The organism is Vibrio nomapromontoriensis (genome assembly GCF_050337205.1).
Classification (GTDB): Bacteria; Pseudomonadota; Gammaproteobacteria; order Enterobacterales; family Vibrionaceae; genus Vibrio; species Vibrio nomapromontoriensis.
The window spans coordinates 385,221-403,380 of sequence record NZ_JAKJSS010000008.1 but is presented as its reverse complement, the minus strand read 5'-3'; the positions used below and the strand labels follow the sequence as shown (position 1 = coordinate 403,380).

Below are 18,160 nucleotides of genomic sequence, written 5' to 3'. Positions count from 1 at the left end.
GATATTCAATCCAATGCATTTTATAAAGCGAATTTATGCTCGATCTCATACTGTCTGCACATCAGGGTTCTCAAGAGGAGTTATTAGGCTTATCAGAAGTCTTTGACGCCGTTGATGCGTATATTTTTATAAAAGACAGTCAAGGTAATTATCAATACGTCAATAAAAAGGCGATCGATACGTTTGGTGTAGGTCTGGATGGTATTCGAGGCAAAACGGATTGGCACCTATTTAGTTATGGCACGGCTAAATTGATGCGTGCTAGTGACAAGCGGGTGATAGCGACCTGTAAACCAACTCAACAAAAGATCCCGTTTTTTATTGGTGATGAAGAGCTGTACCATTTGACGGTCTCTTCCCCGATTGTTAAGAACGGGAAAGTACTGGGCGTGATTGGCTTTGCCGTTGATATATCAAAAGACATGGAAGAGCGTCAAACGCTACTAGAAGAGGCCAATACGGACGGATTAACAGGCTGTTATAATCGTCGGTATTTGCATTTAGCGTTGGAAGAGCAGCATCAAAAATACCGAAATGACGGTACGCAATGTTCTGTTCTGATTATTGATGTTGACCGTTTTAAACCCATTAATGACAAATACGGCCACTCCGTCGGAGACAGGGTACTTGTAGCGGTGGTTAACGCGATAAATAAAGGCACCAGAGAAGAAGATTTATTGTGCCGCTATGGTGGTGACGAGTTTGTCTTAATCCTACCGGGAAGCAGTCTTGAACAAGCCCACTTATTGGCGAGTCGTCTTTCTAAAAAAATAGATGCGTTGAGCTTCGTCAGCAGCAGTGGTAAAGCGTTTGGAGTGTCGTGCTCTATCGGTGTAGCGACGCATTCGGCGATTGAAGGCAATATTATCGAACGTGCTGACAAGGCGCTTTACGTGTCGAAAAAAGGCTGTCGTGGTCGGGTGCATATGTATTGCTCAGAGCGGCGAGACATCGTCGCTTGTGATTTATGCGGCTAAGAATTCAGCACCTTTGCTAAGCCACTGCAAACTTTAATGTTAAATCATTTCTTAATCGACCCTACCCCTTGAAAACCCCGTGAAATACAGCTATTTATAACAGTATAATCAAATTTATTTGTTGTTAGCTTGTAAGGAAAAGGACGCCTTAAAACGCCCTTTTTCTATTTTAGGGAGAAAGGGATGGCAGTATTGAGAAACGTTGTATTGGTTACGCTAGGATTGTTCGCCACCAGTGCAATCGCGGCAAATACAATAGAAAGTACCACGTTGGTTGGTTTTGGTACCGCCAAGTATCCTGAAAACTTCACCCATTTTGATTACGTCAACCCCGATGCGCCAAAATTTGGCAAAGTGACTTATGGTCAAATCGGCACTTACGATAATTTTAATCGTTTTGCTTCTAGAGGCCAACCAGCAGCCGCAACTGGCAATTTGTATGATCCTCTTATGTTCTCACCAAGTGATGAAATTGATTCATACTATCCGTTGATCGCGCAAAAAATTCGCTATTCAGATGATTACTCTTGGTTAGAAGTGGATATCAATCCAAATGCTCGATTCAGCGATGGTCACCCGATTACCGCCAAAGATGTTGAATTTACCTTTGATAAATTTATGAAAGAGGGCGTGCCTCAATACCGGGTTTACTACAAAGATGTTAAATCTGTTAAAGCGATTAGCGAGCGTACCGTTCGCATAGAAATGTCTATACCTAATAAAGAGAAGCTATTTGGGATCGCACAAAACACCCAAGTGTTACCAGAGCATTTTTGGAAAGACAAAAACTTTGCCGAACCATTGTCTCAGCCCCCTGTAGGTAGTAGCGCTTATAAAATTGTCGATTATAAAGTTGGGCAGAGTTTGACTTATGAGCTTGATGAAAACTACTGGGCTAAGGACCTGCCAGTAAACGTCGGACGAAACAACTTCAAAATTGTACAGTATGACTATTATCGCGATGATACGGTTATGCTTGAAGCGTTTAAAGCTGGGGAGTTTGACGTCAGGCAGGAGTCCAGTGCTAAGTTTTGGGCAAGCTCTTACACAGGAGCAAATTTTGACAAAGGATTTATTAAGAAAGAAGAAATAGAGCATCATAAACCGATGTCGACTCAAGCGTTCGTCTTCAACACTGAGCGTGCTGTTTTTAGTGACCCTAAAGTCCGTGAGGCGCTGAATTATGCGATGGATTTTGAGTGGATGAACAAGAACATGTTTTATAACCAATACACAAGGACGCGCAGCTATTTTCAAAATACGGACTATGAAGCAAAAGGTACGCCTAGTGAGGCTGAGTTAGCCATTCTTAATAAATACAAAGGTCAAATTCCAGAGCGAGTGTTTGTCGAAGAGTATAACCCACCCGTGACAGATGGGTCAGGGCGTATTCGTCCTCAAATGCGCAAGGCATTTTCGTTACTAAAAGAAGCGGGCTGGGTATTAAAAAACAAGGTAATGACGAACGTTGAAACGGGTGAACCACTAAGCTTTGAGTTGTTGATGTATAGCCCAACGACAGAGCGCATAGCTATTCCGTTACAAAAAAACATGCGGGCTATGGGTATTGATATGCGTTTACGTACGGTCGATACCACTCAATACTTAAAACGCTGGCGAGACCGTGACTTTGATATGGTTTCTTCAAGGTATTCTGAGCATCCTTACCCAAGCTCTAACCTAAAGATAGTGTGGAACTCTAACTTTATTGATTCAACGTATAATCAAGCAGGGGTTAAAGACCCTGTGATTGACGAACTGACCGATCTTATCGAGCAGAACCAAGAATCCCCTGAGATGCTTTTAGCGTTAGGTCGCTCTCTTGATAGGGTATTGCAATGGAATTATTACATCATTCCTCAGTGGTACATCAAAAAATATCGTGTGGCGACATGGGATAAATTTGAGCGCCCTGATGTCCTACCTACTTATGACCTAGGTATTGATACCTGGTGGGTATCTAAAGAGAAAGCTGACAAGCTTCCTGAAAAGCGTCGATAAGAGGATATTATGGCGGCCTATATTTTCCGGCGACTATTGCTGGTTATCCCAACGCTTTGGGCAATCATCACCATTAACTTTTTCATTATTCAGGTCGCGCCTGGTGGACCGGTAGAGCAAGCCATCGCTCAAATGCAGGGATTGAATTCAGGCGTAATGGAGCGTTTTAGTGGTGGCGGTAAGGAAGTGGAACTCGACAGCAGTTCTGACGATGTGTCGACTGGGTACAAAGGGTCGCGTGGCCTAGACCCAGAAGTGGTGGAGGCGATTCGCAAGCAATTTGGTTTTGATAAGCCTATCCACGAGCGTTATTTTGATATGTTGAAGAATTACGCCATGTTTAATTTTGGTGATAGCCTGTTTCGTGGTGGTAATGTTATTGATTTGATTAAAGACCGCCTTCCTGTCTCCATTTCATTGGGATTATGGAGTACGTTGATTATTTACTTAATCTCGATACCGTTAGGCATCTTTAAAGCCATTCATCATGGTTCTCGGTTTGATATTTGGTCCAGTGCCATGATCATTATCGGTTACGCGATTCCGGGTTTCTTGTTCGCTATCATCTTAATCATCCTATTCGCCAGCGGTAATTATTTCAGTTGGTTCCCATTGAGGGGGCTGGTGTCGAGCAATTTTGATCAGTTGACGTGGTACCAACAGGTTATTGATTACTTTTGGCACTTAACTTTGCCGATTCTTGCCATGGTAATTGGCGGATTTGCCACACTCAGTATGCTGACTAAGAATTCATTTTTAGATGAAATTAACAAGCAATATGTCGTGACTGCTCGAGCCAAAGGGTTAGATGAAAACAGCATTCTTTATAAGCATGTTTTTCGTAACGCCATGCTGATTATCATTGCTGGCTTCCCAAGTGCGTTCATCAGTATTTTCTTTACGGGCTCAATGCTTATTGAGGTTATGTTCTCGTTAGAAGGAATAGGATTGCTAGGTTTTGAATCAACCATTCAGCGAGACTACCCGGTGGTATTTAGCTCTTTATATATCATGACGCTCTTAGGTCTGATTTTGAGTATTATTTCTGACTTAACCTATATGTGGGTCGATCCACGTATTGATTTTGAGGCGCGATAGATGGCAGCGAATCCGCTCACTCACGCAAGATGGCAGCGTTTCAAAGCCAACAAACGAGGTTTCTGGTCAACATGGATCTTTTGTCTACTGTTCTTTTTAAGTCTATTTGCGGAGTTTATAGCGAACGATAAACCGCTGTTGGTTGAGTATGATAATCAATGGTACTACCCAATATTTAGCCAATACGCAGAAACGGAGTTTGGTGGTGAGTTTGAAACCGAAGCCGACTATACCGACCCTTATGTGAGCGATCTTATTGAAGAAAATGGTTACATAATTTGGCCACTCATTCGTTTTAGCTACGATACGATCAATTACAATATTGTCGCATCGGTTCCGTCGGCACCCGATTCTGCTAACTGGTTGGGAACCGATGATAAAGGTCGGGATGTCTTAGCGAGGATAATTTATGGCTTTCGTATCTCGGTATTGTTTGGTGTTATTTTAACCATAGTATCGAGCGTTATTGGTGTGGCAGTGGGTGCTACACAAGGCTATTACGGGGGGTGGATTGATTTAATCGGCCAGCGTTTTATTGAAGTGTGGTCGGGCATGCCAACGTTGTTTTTATTGATTATCTTGTCGAGCTTTGTTGAGCCTAATTTTTGGTGGTTACTGGGAATTATGGTGCTGTTTAGTTGGATGAGTTTAGTGGGGGTTGTGCGGGCTGAATTTTTGCGATGCCGCAATTTTGACTATGTAAAAGCCGCGCATGCCATGGGAGTCAGTGATAAGCGCATTATGTTGCGGCACATGCTACCCAATGCAATGGTGGCCTCGTTAACTATGATGCCATTTATCTTATCTGGATCGGTGACGACATTAACGTCGTTGGACTTTCTTGGCTTCGGTCTACCTGCGGGTTCCCCGTCATTAGGTGAACTGCTGGCGCAAGGAAAAGCGAACCTTCAAGCACCTTGGCTTGGACTTTCAGCGTTTGCCGTACTTTCGATCATGCTGACGCTATTGGTGTTTGCTGGCGAAGCCGTTCGCGATGCCTTTGACCCACATCGACAGGGCTAATACTGAGATTTCATTATGAACCAAGACAATATAGCCCCAACAGAAGTTAAACAAGATAAGCCAAGCCACGTACTGGTTATAGATAATCTTTCCGTTGGTTTTGGGCGTGGCAAAAGTGTAGAGCAGGTGACGAATAAGGTTTCCTTAAGCATTCAAAAAGGGGAAACCTTAGCTCTCGTTGGGGAAAGCGGTTCCGGCAAGTCCGTAACGGCCAATTCAGTCCTTAAGTTGCTGCCGAAAGGTTCAAGCCATTATCTAAACGGTACGATTACATTCGATGGTATCGATATGTTGTCGTGCAGTGCTCGACAACTTCGCGGTATTCGTGGTGGTCGAATTGGAATGATTTTTCAAGAACCAATGGTGTCCTTGAACCCTTTGCACAAAATAGGTAAACAGCTGGTGGAGACATTGGCTATTCATCGCGGCATGAGAGCAACCAAAGCAGAAGCTTTAGCCGTGTCGTGGTTAAAAAAGGTGGGAATACGGTCTCCTGAGCGTAAGATTTCTGCCTATCCTCATGAGTTGTCAGGTGGGGAACGTCAACGCGTTATGATCGCGATGGCGTTAATTAATGAACCTGAATTACTTATCGCCGATGAACCGACTACGGCTTTGGATGTATCAGTACAAGCCCAGATATTAGATTTACTAAAGGAGCTGCAACAAGAACTTGGTATGGCGATGTTATTCATCACTCATGACCTGAGTATTGTGCGACGTATCGCGGACCGAGTCGCCGTAATGAAAGACGGTGAACTGGTTGAAGTTGGATCTTGTCGACAAGTCTTTACTACGCCGTCACATCCCTATACCCAAAAACTGATTGATTCAGATCCGAGAGGCCTGCCAGTTGATATTGAACCTGACGCGAAGACACTCCTGTCGGTCAATGATTTGAAAGTGTGGTTTCCAATAAAAGGGGGATTATTCAAAAAAGTCGTGGATCATGTTAAAGCTGTGACGCAGATGCAATTTCAACTTAAACGAGGGCATTCCATTGGCTTGGTAGGCGAAAGTGGTTCTGGTAAATCGACAACAGGCATGGCGATACTTAAACTTGTGCAAAGTGAGGGGGTGATTGAATTCGATGGGCAGGACATTCAACGCTTAGATAGAAAAGGAATGTTACCTTATCGAAGCCGTATGCAGGTGGTCTTTCAAGACCCGTTCTCAGCGCTTAATCCTAGAATGTCCGTCGCTCAGGTGATTGGAGAAGGGTTGCGAGTCCATTTTGAGCATGATGAAGCGCGGTTGGACAGCATGATTTGTGACGTGATGAAGGAGGTCGATCTAGACCCAGAGACGCGCCACCGTTACCCCAACGAGTTTTCGGGCGGTCAGCGACAGCGTATTGCTATCGCAAGGGCTCTCATTCTAAAACCAGAGTTTATTCTTCTGGACGAGCCAACGTCTTCATTAGACCGCACAGTGCAAGCGCAAGTACTCGACTTATTGAAGTCATTGCAGACTAAGCATGGTTTGACGTATTTGTTTATTAGCCATGATTTAAACGTAGTGAAATCGCTGTGTCACTACACAATTGTGATGCGAAATGGTGAGATTGTGGAGCAAGGTGACACACAAGTGATGTTTTCCGCGCCTCAGCATGACTATACCAAAACCTTGGTTTCGTTGTCGTCGTTTTAAAAAATCCCCTTAACAAATCGTGCGTTAAGGGGAGAGAGTCACCGATGAAACGTGTGAAACTAAATAACCTAGTCACTAAACAACTAAACACCTGAACAACTAAGTAACTAGGTAACTAAGTAAGATAACTAGCTCTGAAAGAATGATGACTAAAATGGTTAACATCGCTAGGTTGATAATCAAGTGCATCGGATCTATTTAAAGTTAAAGTTAAAACCAAATTCATAGCTGCCTTCAGTCGTTCTTGGTTCGCCTGGGCGAACACGGTGCTGACCATATCGATATTTGACGTACGGTTCGATGTATTTAGGCTTAAACGTTAACGTGAAGTCAGCATGCAAGATGTTAGGTTCTAAGTCTGTGTATGACATAATTCTTTCATGATTAAGTGAATAGCTAAAGTTCAACCAGTCTATCGGGGTATAGCTGGTTCCTAGGCTGGTTTTCCACTCTTGATGAGGGGATGCGCCTGTCTCTAGGATTTTCCCAATCACATTTCTTCGCCATTCATAGGATGTAGAACCAAAAATCAACACGTCATCGGTTAACATTCTTCCAGCAAAGATGCCAACGTTATAAATATCAACAATATCGGCGCGGCCATAGCTAACGAAAGCCTCGGTATAGGTTTCACCAAGCAGCATGCCATAACCTGCGCCAAGCTCAAGGTAGCCAGTAGAGTCCAGCTCAAAGCCTAAGTTGATCTCTTCTGTCGCTTGTACGGTTCCGGAAACCGTACCCACCCAAGAGTCGCCAACTTTTGATGTTTGTAGGCTCATCGAAGGCTCGTAATAGGCTAAATCATGATGACTGGCATAGGCACTAAGCGGTAACAATAATAGGGCAATCAGTTTTTTCATCGGTATTACTCAAATAAAAAGGAGCCGATGAAATCGGCTCCTTTGATTTTTACTGTTATTATTCTATTTGTATTTACGAGCGGTTAACTCGGTCTTTTACCGCCTGTTTGATTTGCTGGCGTTGCTCTTGAGATAAAGATTGAATTTTAGATTTAAGCGCTTGATATTCTGGGTTATCTTTTGGTGATTTTGTTCCAAAGTCAAGTCCTCCTTCAGGAGTCCACGTAATAATCTCATTTGTCTTGTCATTAATGTAAGTGACGGTCTTCTCTTTTTGATCGATAGTTACATTTGTCATGGTGTGGTGCCCGCCATCTTTTTTCCAAAATATGGGAGTACCACTTTCACTTATTGTAATGGTTCCAATGTGAATACCGTCATTATAAATGTAATACCATCCATTGCTCTCGGAAACAGTATATTTAGCTTTCAAATCACCATCTAACGGTGGAATGCCAAAGTCAGGGTCTGTTGGTTCCTGAGCTTCAACAATAACTAACCTTCCATTTTCTATTTTGAAAACAGCCAATGCGTCGTGCTGATTCTTAAATATAAACGTGTCACCTATTTTTTCAATGTGGCCGATTTGATTACCGTGCTTGTCTTCTACAACGTTGTTATTCACAAAGTAATTTTCGCCATTTATTCTGACAACAGTCTGTTCATCAGTTTTGACGATGACTGAATTAGTACCCCCGTCACCTTTGACAATAGCACTTTCAAACAAGACACCATCTCTGTAGGTTACATCGGCAATTCCATCTTGTGGTGCTGGTCCTGCTTCACCACCATTACTAGAACCATTCGATGAACAACCTGCTAAAAAAGAGGCGGCGATAAGTGTGCTGATAAGTTTAAGTTTCATTCGTTTCTCTCAAAGTGTGTTGGAACTAAAAGTGCGCTTCATGCTTGTGAAGTGGCGTTCCTAGCCGATGGAGAGAAGTATATGGATGGGACGAATTGAAGACTAATGAAAGGGTTTTATCAGGTAAATAACGCTAAGTTATTAATAAAAGAAGCGAATCTCATTAATAACCTCAGGTTATTAATGAGGGGTAATGCTAGACTGTAAGTGTCTGATGCAATTTTTTCTTTAACCATTGAGTGGTCGCATTGTTTCTATTCTTATAGTGGAAGAAAGCATTGATGTTGGTATTAACCTCTGTATTCCCAAACAGTATAGGCAGTGAGCGTAAGCCGGAATTCTCTTCAAGGTTTAGGAATGTCGAGGCAGGGAATAGGATGTCGGAGTTTTTTACTACATCAATCACCGCTGAAGGGAGTTCTGATCGAAACACGACGTTAGCTTCTATTCCTCTCATCTTTAACATTTTCTCCGTGTTGGATAAATTGGAGTTCCAATCCGCAGCAATCAGCGTCGCGATCTCAAATTTTCCACCATCTTGCATTTCAATCTCATCTTTATCGCACGGGTGATCTTTACGTATGTAAGCTCGAAAAGTATCAGTGGTTAGTTGAGTTTGTACCAGCTCCTTTGGCGCGTGGGCAATAGAGTAATTGAGACCCAGTTGTACGTCATCATTCACTATGTCTTGTAGCGTAGTTTTGTTCCAATTGAGTAACTGAATCTGAACGTTTGGTGCTTCTTTTCTTATTGATTGAAATAACTTACTCGCAATCCCTGATAGGAAAAAGGGAGATATGGCAATTTTGAGTGTGCCGTCTAGTTCACTAGGGTCAAAGTCGGAAGAGTGATTTACCGCGTTAGAGAGCTCATCCAAAATGGGACTGACAGACTCGGCAAGGATGTTGGCTTTCTCTGTTGCGCGTAGCCCATGATGGGTTTTGACAAACAGTTCATCGCCAAAGTGATCTCTGAGCCGCTGTAGCGCTTTACTCACCGCTGGCTGGGAGACAAATAGTCGTTCAGCGGCTTTTCTCATATTGCGCTCTTGATTCAAAATGATGAAGGTACGCAATAAATTGAGGTCGAGATTAGAAAATAGGTCTTTGGCCATATGAAGTCCTTAACTGCAGGTGACGGTTTCATAATAAGAATAAACAGTAAACAGCGCAAAGAGTTATCGATAAAAAATCGTTAAAATGTTTAGTTTTTGTTACGGTTGCCGATATAGTACTACGCTAACAAGGAATTTATAAAAGGATTAAGGATGAAGTTCTCGATATCGGGTAAGCTTAGAATGGGTTTTCTAGCGCTTGGTGTACTGTTTATCGTCTCTTCGCTATTGGTTTATCGAAGTGTTGTTCAAGTGCAAGACCACACACAATCTTTGCTGCAATATGATTTGCCAACGGTTGATGCGAGTCGTCAGGTGGGGCAATCCCTTCAATCGACGGTCTCTGTGCTTCGCGGGTACATGTTATTAAACGATTCAGATAATGGCCAGGAACTCGGTCAGGAAAGAGTGCTAGAGGCGTTTGATACAACCGACATTCAACTGATTAGTTTGGAGTCACTGATTTCATCAAATCAGTATCATGACTTAGATAGTACTTGGTCTAACATCAAGCTGACTGCTGAAGAAATTGTGACGCTCAGTCATACAGATGACAACCTTCCAGCTCACTCTATGTTTATCAATGAAGCCGCCCCTATTGCTGAAGTTGCATTAGATCAGCTACAAGGTTTGATTAACGATGAAGCTGGTAGAACCGAGGGAGGAGAGCGTAAACGCTTGTTCAAGCTTTATGCCGATGGCTACACATCGTTAGCCAACGCACTCGCGGCTCTGCGAGACTATTTGCAATATGGTCAACAAGATTATTTAGACAAATACCATGACTTAATGAAATATCATCGACAGGTTGTCGATGAAATCTCCAGTAAAACGTCACTGCTAAGTTCAAGCGATCAAAGTTTGTGGTCACTGTTTAATGAAATGAAGCAGCTTTACTTTCCGCTGGCAGAGCAAGTTATTCAAATTCGACAATCGGCAGATTGGAACCGTGCAAGTTACCTGATGTCTTCTTCGCTTGTGCCTGCTGTCGACGCAATGCAAATCTCCCTTAATTCCATTGTTTCTCAGCAGCAAGCCAATGCAGTGAAGACCGAAGAGAGTATAACAACGAGTATCACCACGGTTGTTATCATTCTGATGACTAGCTGTGGGGCGGCATTGTTGAGTGCTTTCGTGGTGTCGAGTGTGATGGGGCATCATATCGGCGCGCGTATTAAGACATTAGCAGGCAGAGCACAACAAATCGCCTCTGGTGATGTATCGAATCCCGCCTTGGTGATCACAGGAAGCGATGAACTTGCAGATCTCACGCGTTCAGTGAATTCGATGAACCAATCACTGGCAGATTTAGTGGGTGGCGTCACGGAGAACGCTGTGTCGGTTCAAGGTGGCATGGCGCGGCTAATGCAATCAAGTAGAGATGGACTGCAGAGAATGGAGCGTCAATCTCAACATGTTGATGAAATAGGTCATTCTTTATCAGAAGTCGCTGTGGGCGCCGAGCAAACCGCACATCAGGTACAAGCGTCATCGACGACGTTATTTGATTCTAAAGCGGAACTGCAAAGTGGAGAAGTGGCATTAAAGGCTAACCAAGAAAGCATGACATTGTTAGCAGAGGCGATTGAAACAACGGCAGCACTTGTCGAGACACTTCGTCAAGAGAGCCAAGCAATAAGTAAAGTTACGGATGTTATAGAGGGACTGGCTGAGCAGACTAATTTACTTGCACTCAATGCGGCAATTGAAGCTGCGAGAGCGGGAGAGCAAGGACGAGGCTTCGCGGTGGTTGCCGATGAGGTACGATTGCTTGCAAGCCGAACGACAGAGTCAACCAGTGAAATTAACGGAATAATTCAGGCGATTCAATCATCAACCGAGAAAGTTGTTGAGCAAATAGGCATTGGCAATGCGATTGCGGGTGAGGCAGTCGCGCACACGAATATGGCGGCTTCGCGAATTAAATCGACCGCTGAACAAGTGGAAAACGTCAACGACCAAATGAGTACGTTGGCGGCAACGGCTGAGCAACAAGCCTCTGCGACACAATCTATTTCAGCATTGGTTAATGAAATCAATGAAGCACTAAAAATGGTCGCGCAGCAATCCCGCGATGCCAATAGCGTTACAGATGAAGTGACTGCGCGAGTAGAGCAGCTTAGCGGACAAGTGGCGCAGTTTAAGTGTGGTTGAGCGACCAAACTCGATAAGCGAAACACTTGATTATTGATTAGGGGTACATAGATACCCCTTTTTCTTATCTAAAATTAACGAAATCAATCAGTTGATAGAGCTATCGCAGAGAACCTAAACGTCAGAAGATCAAAGAGTTCCCATAGTTCTTGACTCTAAATCTGCATCCGAAATGCTACTGTATTCCCATTAGTTGTTCTCTAGAATTTATTAGAGATATACGAACTGTCTTGCTTCACCTCTAATCCTAACGTCATTATCCAATGATAAGTAACACTCATGAGCTTGGATGCATCTCTCGCCTCAAATACTAATGCATGGTATTAGCAAATATGCGGGGAGGTATTACCCACCAAACGTGGTGCCCTACCTGCCTAAATACCACCCTAGGTACATAATTAACATATCGATAGTAACCGCCTTATTGGTGTTTCTTAGGTCAGTAAATAGATGTTAATAGAAGTAATTTAACCAAGCAGAAAGTTGGTTTTTTTAACCGAAAACTACGTATATGAGAAAATAGCCTAAGCATATGAAAAAATAAGCTATGTTATTACGAAAATTATAGTTTCGTAATATGCAGTGCAGTTCAAAATAATCAATGGTTAGATGTTATTTATTAGTTGTAAAATTATCAGTAATATATTTAGTGCTAAGTATATGATTGTAACTGACTAAATTAGCAACCCCAACGCTTATTGATTTAATTGAAAATAAAAGACGCATAGAAAAGTAGATTTTTAATGTAGCGCTATCGTTATGTTGGATCCGTTATATGAATGACACTTATTCTTAATATTGATGCCGTGGATCTATTGTTTTTGGTGTTGTAAAGGATTGGTAAGTTAATTGTTGACATCAATATATATTGGTATTATTTTTTGGTTCGAAATAAATGCTTTGTTGCATATGTATAGATATTGAACGAGGAAGAAAATGGAATATCAAGGACGATTTAATAATGATTACATTAGTAATGATGGCGAATCATATATTACAAAGTACTCACTAAATAATATGGATAAGAAGTTACCTCTTAGAGTGCTTTCTCAATCCGATTGGATACACTGGAAAGAGTACGGATTCGTTATAGTAAAAGATGCAATTACAAAAGGGCATGCCGAATCAATATTGGATACCGCCTGTGATTTTCAGGGAGTAGACAGAAATAACCTAGATTCTTTTTACCAAGAAAAACACTTCGATAATGATCTTGAACAGCAGCTGCATATATATGGTTTTATTGAAATGTACCAACATCAACTGCTGTGGGATGCTCGTCAGAATGAGAGAGTATACAACGCATTTGTAGATATTTGGGATACGGAAGAGCTCTGGACCACGCTAGACCGTGTTAATGTTAATCCACCGAATGTTAGAAATCGATCCCGTTCTTTGATCCCACAAACGGATAGGGGGTTTGATATTTCATTGCATTGGGATGTTGAAACTACAAATCGCTATAAACCACAGCGAGTACAAGGCATTATCGCGCTGAATGACTTTACTGACGAAGTAGGTGGGTTTCAGTGTAGCCCCTCATTATTCAGTCAATATGATGAATGGGTTAAAACTCAGCCTGACAATCGAGATCCTGTTCGGCCTACGATTGATACCGACGAATACCCTATTATTATTCCAAAGTTATCTGCGGGTGACCTACTTATATTCAATGGCTGGTTAGCTCATGGCGTGGGACCTAATAGTTCAGACAAGGATATTAGAGCATGCCAATACCTATCAATGATGCCAGCACTAAATCACAATGAGAAGTTACGAGAGTCTCGCATAGAATCATGGAAATCACTGAAAACTCCGTGTTGGAACTCGACACTGATTGGTGATAAATATAAGCACGAATCGGAGCGATATAATAAGGCTACACTCACTCCTCTCGGGGAAAAATTACTTGGTCTCAAGACATGGGAGGCGGGACTATAATGAAAAAAATATGCTTATGCTTACCTACCAATAGAGAGTGTGCGTCGACAATTGAATTATTATATCGCGAGTCTCTTAGTGCAATTGACCATTTCATGGTTGAAATAAAATTATTGGTTCTTGATACATCTATTGGTGAAGCTGCGATTAAAAATAGAAATGCCGTAAATGAAATTAGGCCGACAGATAAAGTAGAAGTTATCTACCTAGACGAATCAAGTCAAAGAGCATTCTTGAGTCGCATTGCTAAGAAAGCACAAATTCCAGAGGACAGATTCCAGTCGCTCATGCTTCCAAAGTCAGTGTCCTACGGAGCGTGTACTAATCGAGCTTTCATTATTGCGTCGGCCCTAGGTTGTAGTTCTATCCATCGAAGGGATTCAGACTGTACCTACCAAAGTAAAAATGGGGCGATTGTTTATCCACTTTATAATGAACTGCGAGCAATCGGAGAAAAAGCAGCCGATGTATGTGAATTAATGACAGAAATTGACCTGACGACAGAGCAGAAAGAGTTACCGATTAGCGTTGTTGGGGCCTCTTTCATTGGTGAAATGTCCGTTGATATAGGTGAGATTGCATCAATAAACCAACAAGCATATTTTGACACGGTTAGCCTATGGACAAAGCCTTCTCTTAACCCAAGTGAGAAGCGAGCGTTGGTAGAAAAATCCTTTAGGGGTGGGGGGCAATCTAGGTTTGTTGAGGATGAAACTAAACTTGGTGCGGCAGATCCTATGTTCATGGATATGTGTAACATCGCATTTGAAAATGTGCATGAACAGTTTCCACTACCGCCTGCCAAAAACACCATTGGTTCAGATTATTTTCTAATGCATCTTATTCACAATTCGTCTCTTCCCGGTGTAGTTCATAATCGGCATATCGATAACTTCTATACACCAGAAAGAAGGACAGAGCAGGGGTTCAGAGAGTATCAATTTAGGTTCGTGAAGTTTTTATTGTCCATGCCTTATTATCATGAGTGTTATCGGTTGATGGCGGAGGAAAACAGCAACCTATTAGACAAAAATCATGCTATTAACGTGCCATGTGTCCTAGACATACTTCGGTCAAGTTTAACGATTTCGAGTGAAGAGGGTTATAGGATTATCGAGCAGTTTATTAGTACATACTGTGCATTAGGGAGTAAGTATGAACGATTTGCCAACCAATTAAATGAAAAAGCTGAATTGTTAATTGCGCAAGCAAGAGAGGATATGGCGGATTTCGTATTTTTGGCAGAATGTTGGGAGTCGGCAATATTGGCGGCCAAAGCGCTGCAAGTGAACGCTAAAGAGGAGGAAGAGCTATGTCTATGATTAACGTAGTTAACCTTCATGAATTACAAAAAGGTCATCAAGACTCAATACTTTTTGATCTAAATGGAATGCGCAATCAATATAATATATTGGCCAACGCGCTGCCTGATTTGGATATACGATTTGCCATAAAATCATGTGCAGTATCAAGTGTGCTTGAAACGCTAGCTTCTTGTGGTGCAGGGTTTGATGCAGCAAGTGTAACAGAAATTGAAATGGCCTTAGCGGCAGGAGGCGATATTAATCGTATTCACTTTGGTAATACGATTAAGTCAAACTCTCAGATACGTACTGCGTATGATTTAGGCATTCGAGATTTTGCCTCGGATAGTATCGATGATATTCGTGCTATTGCTTTCAATGCTCCAGAGTCTCGAGTTTTCTGTAGAATTGCAACGGATGGCAAAGGCGCGGTATATGGTTTGAGCCGAAAATTTGGCAGTTCTGATAGTTCGGCAATTAGAAATTTAATAGAGGCAAAGCGCTTAGGTTTAGTTCCGGCAGGTATCTCCGTCCATGTCGGCTCTCAACAGATGACTGAATCTGCATGGATTAATATCTTCAAAAAGATAAATAAGATATTAATCAAGTTGCAACGCAGTGGAATCGAACTTGAGTATATAAATCTTGGCGGAGGCTTACCAGCAGATGGGTACTCGGATAAATCTGGTAAACGGCTCAAACCACCTAGAGATAAGATTTTTAGTGCGATACAAGCAGGCATGCAGGATATGCGAGATAGTTTAGGGTATCCAATTAAATTCATTATGGAACCTGGTCGATATATTGTAGCAGATCACGGAATTATCCGAGCTTCTGTATTGCGGCTTTCTGAGAGAGTACAGCCAGATGGGACTATACAGAAATGGCTATTTTTGAGTTGCGGTCGTTTTAATGGACTTTATGAAACAGATGCACTTAGGTATAAAATGGTATTTCCGAGAAGTCAAAGTGATGAGTTTTGCAAAGCGGTCATTGCTGGTCCCACCTGTGATAGTGATGATGTATTTAATGATGAAGACAATGTGATACCTGTACCGAAAGACTTAAGGTCAGGTGATCCCGTTTGGATCTTATCTTGTGGTGCTTATTCTACTAGTTATATGACAACTGGTTTTAACGGTTTTGCGCCACTTCCTCACGTGTTTATCGGAAATAATACTTCTGAAAATTGCATAGATATCGGCACAAGGAAAAAAGTATCGTGAAAGTAAGAAATATAATTGATACAGATTGGCCTATGATTATGAATATACAGTCAGAGGTATACGGAACGGAATATATAGAATCGGAGTCATCACTTAAAAGTAAGGTCTTCTTATCGCCAGAGACATGCTTCGTATTAGTAGATAATGTTGAAGTTGTGGGTTATTTTATTTCTTTGCCAGTACGACAGGGATGTTTCCCGTTGCTCAATGAGGTAAGTGGTGACGCTTACACTAAAACAAGAAACATTCATATTCATGATATGGTGATAACACGTAGTTTTTCTGGAAATGGATATTATAGGTGTTTTCTTGAGGCATTCTATCAATCGTTATCGGCTTTGAGTTACTTGACCGTTTCAATTGTATCTGTCCCTCAAGCTATCGGCTTTTGGCGGTATTTGGGCTTTCGGAGGTGTCAGAGATCTACGTATGATCTTGGTGCTTATGGTTCTGACTCGAGTTACATGACGCTTGAGGTTGTTCAATGATTGATGACGTTCCTGTGTCACGAATACGATTACTGTATAAGATCGCCTTAATCGCAATACCAGTCAGTTTACAGATGCTGCTCTTCTCATCGAAAAGCATGATAGATGTAATGATGATCGGTCAACTTGGTCAAGAAGAAGTGGCCGCGATGGGCATTGCGGGCAGAATTGTATACGTAGCGATATTGGTCTTTATTGGTGTCAATACAGGCGCAGGGGTATTGCTATCTCAGTATTATGGGGCGAGATCTTGGCTGTCGCTAAAAAGAGTACAGCTCCTTTGTATGCTTCTAAATTTATTGATTGGGGCCGTTTTTCTACTCTTGTTCGTTGATTCTTCCATGTTGATGATGGAGCTTTCGACTTCATTTACAGGGGTTCAAAAGTTAGGCTCTGAATACCTAGTCATGTTTTCTTTATCGATGATTCCGATGGGCATAACATTAAGTCTATCCACTGGGTTGCGCTCGATACATAAAGCGAATATTCCTATGGTTTTTAGTCTTATTGGGTTAATTATCAATATTTTTCTTAATTACATATTGATTTTTGGTCACTTTGGGTTTGAGGAACGCGGCATTCAAGGGGCAGCCATTGCAACATCGGTGAGTTGTCTAATTGAGCTTATACTGTTATTTAGCTACTTAATTAAAGGCAATTCTGTACTTATACCAAAACGTCAAGAGTTGGCTTGTTGTTTCAGTAAAGATGAATTCAATAATATCCTTAGACTTGCACTTCCTGTGACCATTAATATGCTAATATATTCTCTAGGGCTATATGTTTACAGTGTTGTGTTTGGGTATGTGGACCTCGGTGCCCTTACTGCGTTCACGGTGATGATTCCAATTGAGTCAATAGCCACCTCCTTTTTGATTGGATTCGCAACTGGATCGTCGGTCATATTAGGTAACGAGATTGGTGCCGGAAATGATGATAATGCACTTGGATTAGCTCGATTGACAATAGCTATGTCGTTTATTGTTGGGTGTTTGATATGTGTGGTTCTGGCACTATTGAAAACGAATATCTTAAATCTATTCCCTACTTTATCTCATGATGTTAGGGAGATCAGCAGCGAATTCTATAATATTCTCTTGATTGGTTTGGTGATAAGAAGTTTACCAATATGCATGATTATTGGCGTTCTTCGTTCTGGTGGGGATAATAAGTTTTGCCTATATCAAGATGTTTTTGCGCAGTGGGGAGTAGGTATTCCCTTTATTATTGGCATTGCCTATTATTTCCCGACGGCATTCGTTGTAATTTATATGGCATTTTTTGTGGAAGAATTGGTTAAAATTTTCTTATGTACAAGTCGAATTCGTTCAGGCAGATGGGTCAAGAGTCAGATGGTATCGGCGTAAGCGCTTGAGTCTAAATAAAGTGAATCTTTGTTACTTTTAATGGCAAGGTTAGATGAATAAAAGTGGTTACGACGATTGTCGCGACCACTTTT

The 18,160-nt window shown here is 41.8% G+C and carries 14 protein-coding genes; 11 read left to right on the top strand and 3 right to left on the bottom strand.

The genetic code is table 11. From position 1 onward, the window contains the following. Positions 1 to 35: 35 nt before the first annotated feature. The 5 genes from L4D05_RS09555 (at position 36) to L4D05_RS09535 (ending at position 6,749) form a co-directional block, all read left to right on the top strand. Positions 36 to 977, top strand: a complete 942-nt coding sequence (locus L4D05_RS09555) for a sensor domain-containing diguanylate cyclase (protein ID WP_428793782.1) — start codon at positions 36 to 38, stop codon at positions 975 to 977. A gap of 183 nt (positions 978 to 1,160) precedes the next feature. Beyond that, complete coding sequence (locus L4D05_RS09550) at positions 1,161 to 2,978, top strand: extracellular solute-binding protein (protein WP_428793781.1); 1,818 nt, start codon at positions 1,161 to 1,163, stop codon at positions 2,976 to 2,978. Positions 2,979 to 2,987: 9 nt separating this feature from the next. Further along, the gene (locus tag L4D05_RS09545) at positions 2,988 to 4,076 is read left to right on the top strand and encodes a microcin C ABC transporter permease YejB (RefSeq protein WP_428751470.1); all 1,089 of its coding nucleotides are present in this window, start codon (positions 2,988 to 2,990) and stop codon (positions 4,074 to 4,076) included. Then, a complete protein-coding gene (locus L4D05_RS09540) occupies positions 4,077 to 5,099 on the top strand; it encodes an ABC transporter permease (RefSeq protein WP_265674966.1) in 1,023 nt (340 codons plus the stop codon). 15 nt (positions 5,100 to 5,114) lie between these two features. Beyond that, positions 5,115 to 6,749: an ABC transporter ATP-binding protein gene (locus L4D05_RS09535; RefSeq protein WP_428793780.1), complete on the top strand. Its 1,635-nt coding sequence runs from the start codon at positions 5,115 to 5,117 to the stop codon at positions 6,747 to 6,749. A 194-nt stretch (positions 6,750 to 6,943) separates the two neighbouring features. On the opposite strand, the gene L4D05_RS09530 is transcribed toward L4D05_RS09535, so the two are convergent. The 3 genes from L4D05_RS09530 to L4D05_RS09520 all read right to left on the bottom strand — a co-directional run bounded on the left by L4D05_RS09530 (position 6,944) and on the right by L4D05_RS09520 (position 9,588). Continuing rightward, on the bottom strand, positions 6,944 to 7,609 hold the full coding sequence (locus L4D05_RS09530) for a hypothetical protein (RefSeq protein WP_428793779.1): 666 nt from the start codon (positions 7,607 to 7,609) through the stop codon (positions 6,944 to 6,946). Positions 7,610 to 7,682: 73 nt separating this feature from the next. Next, entirely contained in the window at positions 7,683 to 8,474 is a 792-nt protein-coding gene (locus L4D05_RS09525; protein ID WP_428793778.1) for a hypothetical protein, read from the bottom strand. Positions 8,475 to 8,670: 196 nt separating this feature from the next. Then, complete coding sequence (locus L4D05_RS09520; protein ID WP_428793777.1) at positions 8,671 to 9,588, bottom strand: LysR family transcriptional regulator; 918 nt, start codon at positions 9,586 to 9,588, stop codon at positions 8,671 to 8,673. Positions 9,589 to 9,741: 153 nt separating this feature from the next. Here L4D05_RS09520 and L4D05_RS09515 point away from each other — a divergent pair, with 153 nt between their 5' ends. The 6 genes from L4D05_RS09515 to L4D05_RS09490 all read left to right on the top strand — a co-directional run bounded on the left by L4D05_RS09515 (position 9,742) and on the right by L4D05_RS09490 (position 18,068). Next, positions 9,742 to 11,742 (top strand): HAMP domain-containing methyl-accepting chemotaxis protein, encoded by a 2,001-nt coding sequence (locus L4D05_RS09515; RefSeq protein ID WP_428793776.1) that lies wholly within the window; start codon positions 9,742 to 9,744, stop codon positions 11,740 to 11,742. Between the two features lie 936 nt (positions 11,743 to 12,678). Next, complete coding sequence (locus L4D05_RS09510) at positions 12,679 to 13,683, top strand: phytanoyl-CoA dioxygenase family protein (RefSeq protein ID WP_428751459.1); 1,005 nt, start codon at positions 12,679 to 12,681, stop codon at positions 13,681 to 13,683. Beyond that, positions 13,665 to 15,005, top strand: coding sequence for a DUF6271 family protein (locus L4D05_RS09505; protein WP_428793775.1), 1,341 nt, complete (start codon positions 13,665 to 13,667; stop codon positions 15,003 to 15,005). Before L4D05_RS09510 ends, L4D05_RS09505 begins: the two co-directional genes overlap by 19 nt. Further along, entirely contained in the window at positions 14,996 to 16,213 is a 1,218-nt protein-coding gene (locus tag L4D05_RS09500) for a type III PLP-dependent enzyme (protein ID WP_428793774.1), read from the top strand. Before L4D05_RS09505 ends, L4D05_RS09500 begins: the two co-directional genes overlap by 10 nt. Before the next feature lie 32 nt (positions 16,214 to 16,245). Further along, entirely contained in the window at positions 16,246 to 16,701 is a 456-nt protein-coding gene (locus L4D05_RS09495; protein ID WP_428794000.1) for a GNAT family N-acetyltransferase, read from the top strand. Continuing rightward, positions 16,698 to 18,068, top strand: coding sequence for an MATE family efflux transporter (locus L4D05_RS09490; protein ID WP_428793773.1), 1,371 nt, complete (start codon positions 16,698 to 16,700; stop codon positions 18,066 to 18,068). Before L4D05_RS09495 ends, L4D05_RS09490 begins: the two co-directional genes overlap by 4 nt. Positions 18,069 to 18,160: the final 92 nt, after the last annotated feature.